The organism is Qiania dongpingensis (assembly GCF_014337195.1).
In the GTDB taxonomy this organism is placed as follows: domain Bacteria; phylum Bacillota; class Clostridia; order Lachnospirales; family Lachnospiraceae; genus Lientehia; species Lientehia dongpingensis.
This window is the reverse complement of the sequence record NZ_CP060634.1, coordinates 2,723,141-2,738,102: the sequence shown is the minus strand read 5'-3', so window position 1 is coordinate 2,738,102 and position 14,962 is coordinate 2,723,141. Positions and strand designations below refer to the sequence as shown.

The following is a 14,962-nucleotide window of genomic DNA, read 5'->3' as shown; positions in this document are numbered from 1 at the left end:
CCCTTATCCGATCTGAAACACATAGCAGTTCTCATAATTTTCACGGTGGTAATAGTGTGCTGTGCCGTTATTCAAATTGAAAACGGCGCTCCACTCGGTGGATTCAAATTCGCCAAAGTTGTCCTTGCTCACACTGTCCAGCGCGTCCCGGACCTCATGCATGCTCATTGTTCCCTTTTCAGAAAGGGCCTGTGTCAATATCTCAAACCGCTCATGAGACTGAGCCGTGCCGATCCCGTTTTTCTCGCCTTCAGCCAGATAAAAGTTCGTCACCACCGGCGTCTCGGTCACGATCATTTCATTGTTTACATATTCCACTACGACGCTGCGTCCAGTGGTATCCGCAAGCGCAAAATGGATCATCATTCCCATCGAGGCGTGCATATCGTACTGCTCCAGTAACCCCAGTGCCTCTTCCACATTTCCGGCCTTGTTCAGCAGCAGGCGGATGGCCGTGGTGGTGGTGATATCCGTCTTGTCCGTATTCTGATCAATGGTCGCGGAATCCTGGATCATGTTGACCGATACGGCAAGTCCGGCTTCGTTCATACCATCCAGCGGCGCGTAGAGAGCGGCCAGCGTCCGCACGTCATTAAGCTTCAGCACCGCGCCGACAGCGCCGCCGCTTTGGCTGATGAAATCCATATTCACCGTGGAAATGGAGGCGTAGCCCTCCTCGGGTTTGGATGAAACCACCAGTGCGTCGCAGTTCTGCCAGTCAAAATTACGTCCAAAGAGCTGGTCGCCTTCGGGACTCCCAACCGCGATGGTGCTGCATCCAAACAGGCTGCCCAAAATATCGAAATCCGCCAGCAGGTGGGAGGACAAAAACTCCACGACCTCCCCATCGGAGGACGCGCCGCCTGCGGCGAGAAACGCTTCAAACCCATCATCGCCCTCAAACCGTACCGCAGAGAATCCCTCCTCCAGCTTTGCTATTTCAGAGGTTAGTGCAATCGCTGTTTCCTCAGCTTCCGTTTCGCTTTCCGCCGCACTCCCTCCGCCACGGGATGGATCCGGTTGGTTATCATTTGAGCTGCTGCACCCGGTCACCAGCATGGCTATGGATAGACTCGCCATCAAAACGGCAAGAAATCTTTTTTTCATCCGACTTCACTCCTTTGTTATCCTTCAGCTTTGATTTTATTGTACCAGCACGCATCTGAAATAACAAATACTTATATCGGATGCCTATCTCTGCTTTACAAGCATAGATAAAATTGCTATACTGGGTTTAGTTGAAAGGAGGCAGTCTTTATGGAACTTCGCGTTTTACAGTATTACTTAGCCGTTACCAGAGAGCAAAGCATTTCCGGCGCTGCCGAATCGCTGCATCTCTCTCAGCCAACCCTTTCCCGCCAGTTAAAAGACATGGAGGAGGAACTGGGCAAACAGCTTTTCATCCGCAGCAACCGTAGGATTACACTGACGGAAGAGGGGATGATCCTGCGCAAGCGTGCGGAGGAAATTCTCGATCTGGTTGGGAAAACCGAACGGGAGATTGCCGCCTCCGATGATGTAATCGAAGGCGATGTCTACATTGGCGCCGCTGAAACAGATATTGTCCGTCTTTTCGGCAAAGCCGCACAGGAGCTCCAGACACAATATCCAAACATCCACTACCACATATCCAGCGGGAACATCGAGTTTGTACTGGAACAATTGGACAAAGGACTCATCGATCTGGGACTGATATATGGACCTGTTGATCCTCAAAAATATGAATCCAGAGAGATTCCGCTTCAAGACACATGGGGAGTATTGATGCGCACAGATTCTCCGCTTGCTCAGAAACAAACCATCACGCCGGAGGATCTGTGGGATAAACCGCTGATCCTCTCCCGTCAGGCGGACCCTGAAGTCAAATGGCTGAAAAAGGACATTGCCAAGTTGAATGTGGTGGCCACCTATAATCTGGTATACAATGCCTCGCTTCTGGTGGACGAAGGGCTGGGATATGCCCTGAGCTTTGACAAGCTGATCTATACCGACGGAAATTGCAGTCTTTGCTTCCGGCCGCTGTCTCCCAAGCTGGAATCCACCGCAACCCTTGTATGGAAGCGGTATCAGGTATTCTCCAGGGCGGCGTCCAGGTTCCTGTTGAAAATGCAGGAGATAGTGCAATAGCAGACCAGCGCCGCTGCATGATTTGATTTATGGCTGACGAAAAGGGACAGCATTACAGCCACATAGCTGTAACGCTGTCCCTTATTACATACACCATTCTTATTACAGTATACCAAAGCTGATCTGATTGGCGTGGGACGTGCTGTTTTGCGTGATTCCCAATGGGCCGGACGTATTCCTCCTTAAAAGCTCTCAGCCCATGCCGCTCATGCCGGAGGTGGCAAACGGAATGATCTTCTTGCCGGTCAAGTCATATTGCTCCAGAAAGGTATTGATGATCGTAGGCGCTATATACCACCAGATGGGGAAACCCACAAACACATGGGTGTACTCCTGCATGTTCTCCACTTTATTGGCAACCGCCGGACGGAACGACTTGTCATTCATCTCTGCGCTGCTGCGGCTCATTTTATTTGTCCAGTCCAGATCTGCCTTATTACGCCGCTGGCGGAAAAATACGCGACTAAAGTTTTACTCATTTTTATTCCTCCGTTTCTATTGTTAGATACAAGTAACAGTCTCAGAAATCTCCTTGCGCTGGCTGTGGGATGCGAGCGGTTCGGCGCCCTCTGCCGCATATCCCAGGTCCAGCATCATCAGTACTTCTTCATTCTCTGGCAGGCCGAATTCTTTAGCCACCATGTCCGGGTCAAAGAAGTTGATCCAACAGCTGTCCACGCCCTCCGCTTTTGCTGCCAGCATCATGTGCGCTGCCACGATGGTGGCATCCTCAACGCCAGAATCCCGCTTTTCACCCGGATAAGTAAAGACGTTGTTTTTATCGAAGGCTACAACTAAGACTGTAACGGCACCATAGCGACATGGAGTCATCTTATCAATTTTGACAAGCCCTTTTTCGGACTGTACCACATAAATATGCTGTTCCTGCAGATTCTTTGCGGTTGGCGCAAGCCGCCCTGCTTCCAGAATGGCATCCAGCTGCGGTTTCTCTACCGGACGGCCGTCAAATTTTTTGCAGGAAAAACGCCCCCTGATCACCTCATAAAATTCCATTTTGATTTCCTCCTTTTTTAATTTTCTATATTCATTGGACTCTTTATTATATTGCTGTATCCTCACAATACACTATGATATATCATAAGCTGGTCAATACCGGGTTGTTGAGGTAACCATATACCCGTTTCACTTCGCTGATCTTTCTGGTATCCAGCATCGAAGGAGTTTCCATATCAAGGCCGCCGATTTTTTCTAAATCCTCTGCATCCAGTTCAAAATCCCAGATATCCAGATTCTCTGCCATGCGTTCTCTGTGAACGGATTTTGGGATGACAATCACATTCTGCTGTACATTCCAGCGCAAAATTACTTGTGCCGGTGTTTTGCCGTGCTTTTCTGCAATTTTCATTAACACCGGTTCCGTGAACATCCCTCTCAGACCCTCTGCAAAAGGCGCCCATGCCTGAGGCTGTACCCCAAGCTCCTTCATGATCTGCATATCTTCTGCTCGCTGATAGTGAGGGTGGCGCTCGATTTGGTTCACCTGAGGAATAACCTCCGCATTGTAACATAGATCCAGCAGGCGGTCTGGCATAAAATTACAGACGCCAATCGCTCTGATTTTCCCTTCCTTATATAATTCCTCCATGGCTCTCCAGGAACCGTAGTAATCCCCAAAGGGCATATGGATCAGATATAAATCCAGATACTCAAGTCCCAGTTTTTGCAGCGATTCTTCAAAAGCCTGCATGGTTTTTTCATATCCCATCTGCTGGATGTAAGCCTTTGTTGTGATAAACAGCTCCTTCCGGAGGACAAAGGATTTCTGGATTGCCCGACCTACCGCTTCCTCATTCTGGTAAGAGCTTGCCGTGTCAAGTAACCGGTATCCCGTTTCAATAGCATCTAATACCGTCTGTTCACAGACAGCGGGATCTGTCACCTGAAATACACCAAAGCCCTCCAGCGGAATTTCTATTCCATTATTCAATTTCACATAATTCACCATAAGTCTTTTTCTCCTATTCCTCATAAACCGAAAGCGTAATTGTACCGCTCAATTTTTCAATATCCTCCTTGCCGCAAAGAATCGTTTCAAGCTTTCTTTTCTCTGTGTTCTTTTTCTCTTCCCTATAGCCGTCAACAGCTTTGAAGCATAATGGGATAGAAAGATAAATAACCCCATCAGCGCCAGATAATCCAGATAAAACAGATGGACGCGTTCATTATAATCAAGAAAAACGAATTCAGACTGCAAAAACAGATAGGTCACAAAATCCCGGCCGACAAACGCGTAAATTCCATAAGCTGCAATCAGCAACCCAACCGCAAACAGGAGGGCGGACCGCACCCTGGAGGACTTCTGAACTTTAAGTCCTTTTCTGGCCATCCCAACAAACATACTCCAGTGCAGACCCAGATGCAGGCTCATCAACACAAATCCCCAGTACGCCCCCAGGATATGCAGCCGCCTGGCCAGAGACATCCCGCCCTCGATGGGCAGGAAAACAAATACATGGCGGGACATGACGATACTGCTGTACATGAGGGCCAGCATGGCAGAAAGAGTGAGAAGATTGACGCACAGACGAAAGATGCGCATGGGAGTATACTGCCCCCTGAAGAGCCCCTTGTACCAGTTCCGGTTCAGCAGGTGGTGTGCAATAAATAAGAGGAAGATTCCCGCTCCTGCCCATTCATGTGCCATATCCCCCCAAAACTGATAGCCCATCAAAAAAAGAAGGGCCGCCGTCATCCAGATATCAATGACGGTCTTGATTACAGCTTTTGGTTTCATGTGTTCACCCGCCTATTCTTTTACCCAGCTCATACGCCTCCTGGGGGAATTTTGTTCTTTTTGTCATGTCAGGGGTCCCGCAGCCGGTTCCCAGCACCATTCCCTGGTCCCGGAAATTCAGATAACTGCACAGGGTTTGATAATGGTTTTTGATATCCTTCATGGTCCAGTCATCCCCGTTCCACGCCGCCGCAAGAAGCACCGACTTCAGCCGCCTGGCAGTCAATGCCCCATTGAAGCTGTAAAACCGGTCGATGACCATTTTAAGCTGCGCAGAAAGGCCAAAATAGTAAAGCGGAGTCACAAACACCACTAAATCTGTTTCCATCAGGCTTTTTCGAATCAATGCCATATCATCTTTCTGGACGCACGGCCCGGACATGCCGCAGCCCTCGCATCCCAGACAGGGATGCAGGTCCGCATGGGCTGCGTCAAATACCGTGACCTGATGGCCGGCTTCTTTGACGCCGCGCATAAAATTCTCGGCCAACAGGTTGGAAGAGCCCTTCCGGTGCGGGCTGCTCTCGATTACAAATATCTTCATTCTATCACTCCCTTTCTCTATTTCAGAACAGGGCCAGCGGCTGCAGAGAATATGGTATCACTGCTGCCCCCGCCCCGGTATATGCGCAGGGATTCCTCCGCCGGGCCCGTAGGGTCTGTCTGTTCCCCGGGTTCGTAGGCGCCGTAATAGTCCCACACCCATTCGCTCACGTTTCCGTGCATATCATACAGGCCAAATTTATTCGGGAAGAAACTGCCAATCTCAACCGTTGTCTCCCTGTACTCTCCGGTGAAGCTGCTGGGATTGCTGCCTGTCACTTCTTCATACTCTGCCTGGGTCAGCTCGTACCGGCAGATATAGAAATCGCTTACTGCTACTTCGTGCTGCGCTTCATCCTCACCTCTCCAGGCCTCCGACTCCGGGCTTCCCATCAAAAAGGCCCCGCCCTCAATCAATATGAATTGTTCGGGAATCTCCGCCAATGTATTCTCTGTATGATCCGTTTCCGCCTGGCCGCAGGCCGCCAGCATAAATACCAGCAGCAGCGACAGGGCAAGTGTCAGCAATCGTTTCATATTCGGCACCTCCTTACTCTGTCAAGCCCAGCCCATTCAGCCATTGTGTTACAGCACTGCCGGGGGCAGATGCGGCGGAACTGCCAAGGTGCAGCCCATCCAGAACAACGGCATCCGGCTCCAGCGCCCTCATAGAATTGATCGTATCCGAAAGACCGCTTCCTCCGCTGGTGCAGAAAGGAGCGATGGTTTTTCCAGACAAATCATACTCATCAAAAAAGCTGTAAAGGATCATGGGCATATCTCCCCACCAGTTTGGGTAACCCACATAGATCACTTCATAATTCTCCCACCCGGTAATGCTGCCGGAAATAGCCGGCCGGGCATCATTCCTCTGCTCTTCCTGTGCGATATCCAGGAGGGTATCATAATCATCCGTATACGGCTCTTCCGGGATGAGTTCAAATAAGTCGGCGCCGGTCTGGCTTTGGATTTCACCGGCCAGGGTCTCTGTATTACCGGACCAGGAGAAATAGACGACCAGTGCTTTTCCTGTATCTTCCCCGGCGGGATCGTCTGACGCATCCTCTGTGGATTCCGCCGTCACTGCAGTATTTGAACTTTCTTCCTTTTCCGGGAGTTGGGTTTCATCTGAAATGCGGCTGTTGATCTGGGAAGACTCCTCTGATGGTCCCTCCAATGTTTGAGTGCCGGTGTTTCCACAAGCAGACAGGGTCAGCATCAGAACAGACAGTGCTAAAGCTAGTAATTTCTTCATACGTGATCATCTCCTATTTATTTGTTTTCTTTTCCGTTCAGGCCATAGGGCTTTCCCAGGACCAGGTTTCAAGCGCAACACACGGCATCTTCTTATTGCTCTCCATAAACTTACTCTCCTTTTTAATCAGCTTTTGACTCCTTATTGTTCTGGCTTCTTTGCGTTTTTCATTTTATACCGGAGATAATCCAGACGGTCCAGCTGCCTTTCTTTAAAATGAATCTCATCCAGCGCGCTGTCCCGCTTTCGGCTCAGCATGGACATCCGTTCCTCCTCCGTGGAGTCTCCCTCCAGCAACAGGCGCATGTAAGTCTCTACCTCTTCATTACTGAATCCTATATCATGCAGCGTCATAATCATACTCAGCCGCTGGATATCATCTTCGTCATACTGCCATGCCCCCATTACTTTTTTAACCGCACCGCACAGTCCCCAGCTCTCGTACTCTTTCAATACTTCCACAGGGATTTGATATCGTTCACTCGCTTCGTTGATTGTCATTTCTTCACCTCGTAACCAATATTTCAAAAAAAATAAAGGCGCCCCTCTCTGGAACACCTTTATTGTATCGTCTTATTTAGTTGATGTCTAATTCCTATATATCATTGTAAGATATGTTCTTAAAGCATGATCTCGCATATTCAATAAATGATGCAGTTGCTTTGGAGAATATCTGGTCTTTCTTCCACGCCAGCACCGTGCGGGATTCCACCGCAGGAAACAGGGGGATAAACCGGAGATTTTCATAGGTGCAGTTCAGCTGGATGCAGAGAACCACGCCCATGCCGCTCTCCACCAACATCGCCTCGTTGTACAATAGATTACCGGTTGCAACAACCTGCAGCTGACCATAGCGGTCTCCAAACCAGTTTCCAAAACTATTCAGGAAATCCCGTGACGCTGTGATTACAGGAATATCCATCAAATCCTCCAAAGTGATGCACTCTTTTTGGGCCAGTTCCGAATCGGTCCGTGCCAGGATCCCCCAGGTTTCTTTCTCCGGAATAGTGGCAAAATCATACTTACGGATATCCACCGGTTCCCCCATGACGCCCATATCCAAAAGGCCCCGTTCAATGTAGTCGCCTATGTTCTCTGCATTTCCACTGTAAATCCGAAACCGGACCAATGGATGCTTTTTCTGGAAGGAAGTCATCACCTGTGAGAAGATCCGCGTACTTCGGAATTCTCCGCTGCCTATCGTAATTTCACCGGCTAGATCCTTCTCATTGCGGATAAACTCCCGCCTTGTTTTCTCCGCAAGGGTGACCAGTTCCTGTGCCCTGCGTTTCAGAAGCATACCATCTTCGGTGAGATTGATTCTGTGATTGCTTCTGGTAAACAGCTTCACTCCCAGTTCCTCTTCCAGCTGCATCATCTGCCGGGAGAGAACGGGCTGCGTGACATGAAGCGACTGCGCTGCCCTTGTGATATTTTCTTCTCTGGCAATGGCCAGGAAATAATTCAAAACCCGTAGCTCCATTATCACCAGTCCTTTCCATATTCTGAACACAATTGTTTAGTCAAATAATAGCATACGGAAGCCTGTATTACAAGAAAACCCATAAGCGAGGGGCTTTAACATTCACATATTTCGGACGCCAAAAACCCGCAAAATCCCAGTAATACTGCGCCTTTGCGGGTTCTTTCCTTGTCAAAAATTTTACTCACCCAATATACATTGCATCTCCAAAGCTAAAGAACCGATACCTCTCCTTCACCGCCTCTTCATATGCCGCCAGCACATGTTCTCTGCCTGCCAGGGCGGACACCAGCATCAGAAGCGTTGACTGAGGAAGATGGAAATTGGTGATCAGCGCATCGATGCACTTGAACTTATAGCCCGGATATATGAAAATTTCCGTCCAGCCGCTCTTCGCGTCAATATGCCCGTTCTCGTCAGCCGCTGACTCCAGGGTCCGGCAGCTGGTGGTACCTACGGAGATCACTCTATGGCCGCCCTCCTTTGCCCGATTGATCTTCTCCGCTTCCTCCGGCTCTATGCGGAAGAATTCCGAATGCATGTGGTGATCCTGGACATTCTCCACCTTGACCGGCCGGAAGGTCCCAAGCCCCACATGGAGAGTAACGCTCGCGATTTCCACTCCTTTGGCCTTGATCTCCTCCAGCAGCTCCTTTGTGAAATGGAGGCCGGCCGTAGGCGCGGCGGCAGATCCGTCGTATTTGGCATACACCGTCTGATAACGGTTCTTATCCTTGAGCGGATGCGTGATATAAGGAGGCAGCGGCATCTGGCCCAATTCATCCAGTATCTCTTCAAATATCCCGTCATAGGAGAATTGGATAAGCCGGTTCCCTTCCTCAACTACCTCCACTACAGTCCCCTTCAGCAGACCATTTCCAAAAGAAAGCACCGTTCCAGTCTTAGCTTTCTTTCCCGGCTTCACCAAGGTTTCCCAGATATTATTTTCCTTTCGTTTCAGGAGCAGGACTTCAATCGTGGCCCCCGTATCCTCCTTGACGCCAAACAGACGGGCCGGAATTACCTTCGTATTATTGATGACAAGGCAGTCCCCGGGAATCAGATCATCCACAATATCGCGGAATATCTTGTGCCCGACGGTTCCCGTGCGCTTATCCAGAGTCATCAGCCGCGAAGAACTCCTGTCCTCCAGCGGATCCTGGGCAATGAGTTCCTCCGGCAGCTCGTAGTCAAAATCCTTTACATTCATGTTATCTCTCTCCCACTTGTGATGAAACCTCAGAAAAAGGGACGTCCCACACGTCCCTTTTCCATATGCCGCTGCGGTCATTTTACCATGGCCGTATCATACTTTCAAAATACCTTTGGGGGCTATTCGGACTCTGCAGGAGCCGCCGTAGTCAGATAACCGGCCCCGATATAGCAGGTCTCACCCTCATAGATGACCCGGCTCCAGCTGTCATTATAGCCTGTCCGCTTTATGGACTCGCCTGTCAGAAGGGAACCGGCTACCTCTCCATTGACATCCGGCGTCTTCCGGATACGCACGGTCTCTTTTGCATAGACTGTCTCATCTACTTCTGTAAAGCCGTCTCCCTGTGCCTGGCTTTCAGGGGCTGTCGCCGTAAGATAACCGGCGGCAACATAGCAGGTCTCACCATTAAACTCCACACGGCTCCAGCCGTCATTATAGCCGGTTCGATGAACCGACTGGCCTCCCGCCAGAGATCCGGCCACTTCCCCGTTGGCATCCGGTGTCTTTCTGACCTTGACATTTTCCTTCGCATAAACAGTCTCATCCACATCGGTAAACACACTATTATCGGCAGACGAGGACTCCGAAGAACCTGTCGTCTCCGATGAAGATTCCCCGTTGTTATCCTGTTCATTGCCATACAGTTTCGTCACCAGCGCGTTCAGCGCCTCGTCGCCGGCCATCGCTTCCGTCAGCTTATCATCCGTTTCCTTTAAAAGGGCCTTTACGTCTTCTCTAGTATTTACTTCCTCCATATAGGCGGCGATCTCATTATCCACGTCCTGATTGTAGATATAAATGTCCCCCGCGTCATTGGTACAGACATACAAACGAATCAGGCAGGGTGCCGGCGTCTCCACATTCAGGAATTTCATATCATAAGACACATAAACAATATAAGTACCGTCCACAAGACCGTTCAGTGTATAACATACCATGTTCTGGTAGCTCTCAACAAATTCTTTCTCAGCCTTCAGCTGCTCCTCCGAGATGGACTCTGTAGAATCCACAAGCTTTGCCAGGGCACTCACATCGCAGTTCTGGACCGCGGTAAAATAGGAATTTACCAGTGCATTGATCTCTGGATGCGCATCCTTTTCCAGCGTGCCTCCCTGTTCCGGTGAAGCACTGCTGCTTAAATCGATCACCGTGGTTTCTTTATCTTTTCCGTTCTTTTTTACTTTTCCCACAACTATGATCACTGTCACAACCACAAGAATAGCGACCAGCGCCAGGATGATATATTTTCCATATAATTGCAGAAACTCAACAAAGGGATTCCGTTTTTTTCTTCTTCGGCGGGAGCTCCCGCTTTTCTTCTGTTCGTCTGAGTCCGGTTTCTTCTGCCAAGATTTCAGTTCGTCCATTCAAAAGCCTCCTTTTCTGACAAGCAGCCGACAGGCCGCCATCTTGAGCATGTGTACATAATAGCAAAAAAACCATAAAAATGCAACAAACTCATAATTTTTTAATTTTTTTCATTTTTCACTTGCCCTTCTCTCGCAAATGAGTTAGAATATTCTTCGACGGACTTTTACATGCACCTGTAGCTCAGTGGATAGAGCAGTGGCCTCCGGAGCCACGTGCGGTGGTTCGATTCCACTCAGGTGCAGTCCTTCTTTTTTCAGCCGTTCGGCGCCGATTCCCTTTTAGAATTTGTCAATTGAAGATTTTGTTATCAGCAGTTATTTTGCAGCTGTTTTTTCTAATACTTCTGCATCCCTTATCCTGCCTGGTATCCTAACTATTCATTTCTTTTACGGAAACCCCGTTTCTTACACGGGTATTCCGCTTCTTTGGAGGTATTTTCTATGAACTATCCTGATTTTCTGTCTCAAATCCGTTGTCAGATGGAGCACCGCATGGACAGCCAGGCTTCTGTATCCATTCAGCCTGTACTGAAAAACAATGGCCTGCGTCTCGACGGCCTTCTTATTATGCAGCCGGGAGAAAACATCACTCCCACCATATATCTCAACGATTACTATGAGGAATATCTGAACGGCGCTTCCATGCAGGATATCCTCTCGGATATCGAATGCGTCTACGAAGCCCACCGCTGTCCCGCCAGTTTCGACGTGGCGCTGTTCCAGGACTTTGAACGGCTGAAAGGAAAGATTGCTTTCCGTCTTATAAACCGCGCCGCCAATAAAACGCTGCTGGAGGACCTTCCCTTCATTCCATTCTTGGATTTGGCTGTTGTCTTTTATTTCACTATAGAAAACGATTTTATCGGCAGCTCCACAGCACTTATCCATAAAAGGCATATGGAACTCTGGGAAACGTCCGCGGAAGAACTGTACCTTTTGGCATTTTCCAACACTCGCTCTCATTATGGCTGTGAAATACGTCCTATGGATCAGCTGATACGGGAGATTCTAGAACGTGACGGCAATTCTTTTCTGAAAAAAGACCCATCTGTTTACGACTGTCTGTCAGCCGGCATGGCAGACAATGCCCCGGAAAAAAAGCCGGCAAATCCCATGTATATCCTGACAAACCGCGAACGTGCCTTTGGCGCGGTCTGCCTGCTGTACGACGAGGTTCTGCAGAAATTTGCGAATGAACTAAACGACGATTTCTATGTTCTTCCCAGCTCTATACATGAAGTCATACTCCTTCCCTGCAAAAAAAGCCCGTCCCCGGATTCTCTTCAAAATATGGTCCGGGAGATCAATGAAACCGACGTCGCCCCTGATGAAGTCCTATCTGACCATATCTATGTCTACCGGGCGGCCGGCCGCCATCTGGGCCTTGTCCTCTTCTCCCATGAAAAAATGTGCTGCCATTAGCCGCTTTTAGAAAAAGTGCGGCAGAAATCCTTTGTCTCCTACCGCACAGTTCTATTTACCATATTCAGTTTACAGGTATCAGACCTTCTTTTACTTAGAAGGCTCTCCCGCTTTTTCCTGAGGGACATCCTTCAGACTCAGATTGATTCTTCCCATACGGTCGATTTCCAGTACCTTCACAGTCACTTCATCGCCGATGTTCACGACATCCTCCACCTTCTCCACACGCTTCTGAGAAAGCTTCGAAATATGAATCAGACCGTCCTTATTGGGAGCCAGCTCCACAAAAGCGCCGAAGTTCATGATCCGTACGACTTTTCCAGTGATAATTTCGCCGGCCTCCACGTCATTGACAATACGGTTGATGATCGTTATCGCTCTGTCGATCATTTCCTTGTCTGTACCGCACACGGAAACGGAACCGTCATCTTCGATGTCAATCTTCACACCAGTCTCTTCAATAATCCTGTTGATGACCTTGCCCTGCTTGCCGACCACATCACCAATCTTTGTGGGATCGATCTGAATCTGCAGAATTTTGGGCGCATATTTACCCACTTCATGTCTGGGCTCTGAAATCACAGGGTTCATAACCTCATCCAGAATATAATACCTGGCTTCCTTTGTCTTGGCGATGGCCTCCTCGATGATCGGCCTCGTGAGCCCATGGATCTTGATATCCATCTGGATGGCCGTGATGCCCTTATGCGTTCCCGCCACCTTGAAATCCATGTCGCCGAAGAAATCCTCCAGACCCTGGATATCCGTCAGTACAATGTAATCGTCATCTGTATCCCCGGTCACCAGACCGCAGGAGATGCCCGCAACCGCTCTCTTAATGGGTACGCCTGCCGCCATCAGCGACAGGGAAGACGCGCATACACTGGCCTGAGAAGTAGAACCATTGGACTCCATCGTCTCCGAAACCGTCCGAATCGCGTAAGGGAATTCCTCTTCCGAAGGAAGCACGGGAATCAAGGCTCTTTCTGCCAGCGCTCCATGGCCGATTTCACGGCGTCCCGGCCCTCTGCTGGGTTTCGTCTCGCCTACTGAGTAGGAAGGAAAATTGTAATGGTGCATATATCTCTTGGACGTCTCGTTGCCATCCAGCCCGTCTAACTTCTGGCGCTCAGAAAGCGGCGCAAGGGTACATGCGTTGAGAATCTGAGTCTGTCCACGGGTAAACATACCGGAACCGTGCACTCTGGGCAGGATATCCACCTCTGCCGCCAAAGGGCGAATCTGTGTGATCTGTCTGCCGTCGGGACGCTTGTGATCCTTAAGAATCATCTTGCGAACCGTCTTCTTCTGGTATTTATACAGGGCCTCTCCAATAAGGGGCACCCAGTCGGGATGCTCTTCCGCATAGCGTTCTTCCAGCTCGGCTTCCAGCTTTTTGATGTTTTCTTCTCTCACCTGCTTCACATCCGTAAAGACAGCGGCTTCCATAGCGTCAGAAGGAATTGCGGAAGTCATGTCATCCCACAGCTCTGAGGGAACTTCGCAGCTTTCATAGCTGTGCTTGGGCTTTCCGCACTCTGCTACGATTGTATCAATGAATTTGATGACTTCCTGATTCAGCGCGTGAGCCGCAAAGATCGCTTCAATCATCTTATCCTCCGGCACTTCATTGGCCCCAGCCTCTATCATGATGACCTTATCCCTGGTGGAAGCTACTGTAAGAGCCAGATCAGAAACCTGCTTCTGGGCAGCGGTGGGGTTGAAAATCAACTCTCCGTCGATCATGCCGACCAAAGTTGCTGCCGTAGGGCCGTCAAAGGGAATGTCCGAAATGGAAACTGCGATGGCAGAACCCAGCATAGCCGTGAGTTCAGGACTACATTCCGGATCCACCGACATGACCAAATTGTTCAGGGTGACGTCATTTCTGTAATCCTTGGGGAACAGAGGACGCATGGGACGATCGATCACCCGCGCTGTGAGGACTGAATTCTCAGAAGCTTTTCCTTCTCTTCTGTTAAATCCTCCGGGAATCTTTCCGACTGCATACATCTTTTCCTCGAATTCCACGCTCAGGGGGAAGAAGTCGATGCCCTCCCTGGGTTTGTCGGATGCGGTAGCCGTGGAAAGGACCACAGTGTCCCCATAATGCATGAACGCAGCGCCATTGGCCTGAGCCGCCACTCTGCCCACATCAACCGTCAGGGTTCTTCCGGCCAGTTCCATTGAAAAACTCTTATACATATGATATCTCCTTTTCTTTCTGAGACGGAAAACACCGAAACTACTGAGAAACACAGCTTCCCTGCACATAAGCTGCGCTTTTCAGTGGTCTCAATGTAAACTCCCGCCTGTTAATAGGTTTTGTCTTAAAAGAACAGGGTGGATTTCTCCACCCTGATGCTTTCAAAATCCACGATTATTTTCTGATTCCCAAACGAACGATCAAATTACGATATGCCTCGATGTCACTTCTCTTCAGATAATCCAGAAGGCCGCGTCTCTGACCTACCATTTTCAAAAGACCGCGTCTGGAATGATGATCCTTCTGATTTACTTTGAGATGTTCAGTCAGCTCTGTGATACGCTCTGTTAAGATCGCGATCTGAACCTCCGGTGAACCGGTATCGCCGGGTTTCCTTCCATAAGCTTCAATAATCTCTGCTTTCTTTTCCTTAGAAATCATTTCAATTTCCTCCTTATTCTTATTCACACCTGGCACCAGGCATCGGTTGGAGTATCCAGAAGCTGGGTGTCGGCGCATTTTTACACCATGCCAGTATAGCATACGTTTTACAAAAAGTAAACATGATTTTTATGCAAAGCGCTT

At 49.3% G+C, this 14,962-nt stretch carries 15 protein-coding genes, 1 tRNA gene and 1 pseudogene; 3 read left to right on the top strand and 14 right to left on the bottom strand.

What is annotated here, in order from left to right; all coding sequences use genetic code 11:
• Window positions 1-3: 3 nt before the first annotated feature.
• Window positions 4-1,107: a carcinine hydrolase/isopenicillin-N N-acyltransferase family protein gene (locus H9Q78_RS12850; RefSeq protein WP_249302195.1), complete on the bottom strand. Its 1,104-nt coding sequence runs from the start codon at window positions 1,105-1,107 to the stop codon at window positions 4-6.
• Window positions 1,108-1,257: 150 nt separating this feature from the next.
• On the opposite strand from H9Q78_RS12850, the gene H9Q78_RS12845 reads away from it, so the two are divergent.
• Window positions 1,258-2,127 carry a LysR family transcriptional regulator gene (locus tag H9Q78_RS12845; protein ID WP_249302193.1) on the top strand — a complete coding sequence of 290 codons (870 nt, stop codon included), beginning with the start codon at window positions 1,258-1,260 and terminating at the stop codon, window positions 2,125-2,127.
• Between the two features lie 195 nt (window positions 2,128-2,322).
• Here the strand turns inward: H9Q78_RS12845 and H9Q78_RS12840 are convergent.
• The 11 genes and pseudogenes from H9Q78_RS12840 to H9Q78_RS12790 form a co-directional block, all read right to left on the bottom strand.
• Window positions 2,323-2,606: pseudogene (locus tag H9Q78_RS12840) on the bottom strand (flavodoxin); the annotation flags it as partial.
• Between the two features lie 22 nt (window positions 2,607-2,628).
• Window positions 2,629-3,141 carry a nitroreductase family protein gene (locus H9Q78_RS12835; RefSeq protein ID WP_249302191.1) on the bottom strand — a complete coding sequence of 171 codons (513 nt, stop codon included), beginning with the start codon at window positions 3,139-3,141 and terminating at the stop codon, window positions 2,629-2,631.
• Window positions 3,142-3,223: 82 nt separating this feature from the next.
• Window positions 3,224-4,093: an aldo/keto reductase gene (locus H9Q78_RS12830; RefSeq protein WP_249302189.1), complete on the bottom strand. Its 870-nt coding sequence runs from the start codon at window positions 4,091-4,093 to the stop codon at window positions 3,224-3,226.
• A gap of 48 nt (window positions 4,094-4,141) precedes the next feature.
• A complete protein-coding gene (locus tag H9Q78_RS12825; RefSeq protein WP_249302186.1) occupies window positions 4,142-4,882 on the bottom strand; it encodes a DUF4405 domain-containing protein in 741 nt (246 codons plus the stop codon).
• A 4-nt stretch (window positions 4,883-4,886) separates the two neighbouring features.
• Window positions 4,887-5,426 carry a flavodoxin family protein gene (locus H9Q78_RS12820; RefSeq protein WP_249302185.1) on the bottom strand — a complete coding sequence of 180 codons (540 nt, stop codon included), beginning with the start codon at window positions 5,424-5,426 and terminating at the stop codon, window positions 4,887-4,889.
• Between the two features lie 17 nt (window positions 5,427-5,443).
• Entirely contained in the window at window positions 5,444-5,962 is a 519-nt protein-coding gene (locus H9Q78_RS12815; RefSeq protein ID WP_249302183.1) for a formylglycine-generating enzyme family protein, read from the bottom strand.
• A gap of 13 nt (window positions 5,963-5,975) precedes the next feature.
• Window positions 5,976-6,680: a flavodoxin gene (locus H9Q78_RS12810; protein WP_249302181.1), complete on the bottom strand. Its 705-nt coding sequence runs from the start codon at window positions 6,678-6,680 to the stop codon at window positions 5,976-5,978.
• A gap of 141 nt (window positions 6,681-6,821) precedes the next feature.
• Window positions 6,822-7,181, bottom strand: coding sequence for a MerR family transcriptional regulator (locus tag H9Q78_RS12805; RefSeq protein WP_249302176.1), 360 nt, complete (start codon window positions 7,179-7,181; stop codon window positions 6,822-6,824).
• A gap of 94 nt (window positions 7,182-7,275) precedes the next feature.
• Window positions 7,276-8,163, bottom strand: coding sequence for a LysR family transcriptional regulator (locus H9Q78_RS12800; protein WP_249302174.1), 888 nt, complete (start codon window positions 8,161-8,163; stop codon window positions 7,276-7,278).
• A 184-nt stretch (window positions 8,164-8,347) separates the two neighbouring features.
• On the bottom strand, window positions 8,348-9,373 hold the full coding sequence (gene queA, locus H9Q78_RS12795; protein ID WP_249302172.1) for a tRNA preQ1(34) S-adenosylmethionine ribosyltransferase-isomerase QueA: 1,026 nt from the start codon (window positions 9,371-9,373) through the stop codon (window positions 8,348-8,350).
• 122 nt (window positions 9,374-9,495) lie between these two features.
• The gene (locus H9Q78_RS12790; RefSeq protein ID WP_249302170.1) at window positions 9,496-10,746 is read right to left on the bottom strand and encodes an SH3 domain-containing protein; all 1,251 of its coding nucleotides are present in this window, start codon (window positions 10,744-10,746) and stop codon (window positions 9,496-9,498) included.
• A 173-nt stretch (window positions 10,747-10,919) separates the two neighbouring features.
• Between H9Q78_RS12790 and H9Q78_RS12785 the strand changes: the two genes are divergently transcribed.
• Together H9Q78_RS12785 and H9Q78_RS12780 are read left to right on the top strand one after the other, a co-directional pair.
• Window positions 10,920-10,991: transfer RNA gene (locus H9Q78_RS12785), tRNA-Arg, on the top strand.
• 199 nt (window positions 10,992-11,190) lie between these two features.
• Window positions 11,191-12,171: a DUF5688 family protein gene (locus tag H9Q78_RS12780; protein WP_249302168.1), complete on the top strand. Its 981-nt coding sequence runs from the start codon at window positions 11,191-11,193 to the stop codon at window positions 12,169-12,171.
• A 90-nt stretch (window positions 12,172-12,261) separates the two neighbouring features.
• Here the strand turns inward: H9Q78_RS12780 and H9Q78_RS12775 are convergent, their stop codons facing one another.
• Both H9Q78_RS12775 and rpsO read right to left on the bottom strand, forming a co-directional pair.
• Window positions 12,262-14,376: a polyribonucleotide nucleotidyltransferase gene (locus tag H9Q78_RS12775; RefSeq protein WP_249302160.1), complete on the bottom strand. Its 2,115-nt coding sequence runs from the start codon at window positions 14,374-14,376 to the stop codon at window positions 12,262-12,264.
• A gap of 175 nt (window positions 14,377-14,551) precedes the next feature.
• Window positions 14,552-14,818 carry a 30S ribosomal protein S15 gene (gene rpsO, locus H9Q78_RS12770; protein WP_147597329.1) on the bottom strand — a complete coding sequence of 89 codons (267 nt, stop codon included), beginning with the start codon at window positions 14,816-14,818 and terminating at the stop codon, window positions 14,552-14,554.
• Window positions 14,819-14,962: the final 144 nt, after the last annotated feature.

What these genes read in the sequence shown, in the direction of transcription:
- H9Q78_RS12850 (WP_249302195.1), bottom strand. Translation starts at nt 1,107, where the DNA reads ATGAAAAAAAGATTTCTTGCCGTTTTGATGGCGAGTCTATCCATAGCC.
- H9Q78_RS12845 (WP_249302193.1), top strand. Translation starts at nt 1,258, where the DNA reads ATGGAACTTCGCGTTTTACAGTATTACTTAGCCGTTACCAGAGAGCAA.
- H9Q78_RS12835 (WP_249302191.1), bottom strand. Translation starts at nt 3,141, where the DNA reads ATGGAATTTTATGAGGTGATCAGGGGGCGTTTTTCCTGCAAAAAATTT.
- H9Q78_RS12830 (WP_249302189.1), bottom strand. Translation starts at nt 4,093, where the DNA reads ATGGTGAATTATGTGAAATTGAATAATGGAATAGAAATTCCGCTGGAG.
- H9Q78_RS12825 (WP_249302186.1), bottom strand. Translation starts at nt 4,882, where the DNA reads ATGAAACCAAAAGCTGTAATCAAGACCGTCATTGATATCTGGATGACG.
- H9Q78_RS12820 (WP_249302185.1), bottom strand. Translation starts at nt 5,426, where the DNA reads ATGAAGATATTTGTAATCGAGAGCAGCCCGCACCGGAAGGGCTCTTCC.
- H9Q78_RS12815 (WP_249302183.1), bottom strand. Translation starts at nt 5,962, where the DNA reads ATGAAACGATTGCTGACACTTGCCCTGTCGCTGCTGCTGGTATTTATG.
- H9Q78_RS12810 (WP_249302181.1), bottom strand. Translation starts at nt 6,680, where the DNA reads ATGAAGAAATTACTAGCTTTAGCACTGTCTGTTCTGATGCTGACCCTG.
- H9Q78_RS12805 (WP_249302176.1), bottom strand. Translation starts at nt 7,181, where the DNA reads ATGACAATCAACGAAGCGAGTGAACGATATCAAATCCCTGTGGAAGTA.
- H9Q78_RS12800 (WP_249302174.1), bottom strand. Translation starts at nt 8,163, where the DNA reads ATGGAGCTACGGGTTTTGAATTATTTCCTGGCCATTGCCAGAGAAGAA.
- queA (WP_249302172.1), bottom strand. Translation starts at nt 9,373, where the DNA reads ATGAATGTAAAGGATTTTGACTACGAGCTGCCGGAGGAACTCATTGCC.
- H9Q78_RS12790 (WP_249302170.1), bottom strand. Translation starts at nt 10,746, where the DNA reads ATGGACGAACTGAAATCTTGGCAGAAGAAACCGGACTCAGACGAACAG.
- H9Q78_RS12780 (WP_249302168.1), top strand. Translation starts at nt 11,191, where the DNA reads ATGAACTATCCTGATTTTCTGTCTCAAATCCGTTGTCAGATGGAGCAC.
- H9Q78_RS12775 (WP_249302160.1), bottom strand. Translation starts at nt 14,376, where the DNA reads ATGTATAAGAGTTTTTCAATGGAACTGGCCGGAAGAACCCTGACGGTT.
- rpsO (WP_147597329.1), bottom strand. Translation starts at nt 14,818, where the DNA reads ATGATTTCTAAGGAAAAGAAAGCAGAGATTATTGAAGCTTATGGAAGG.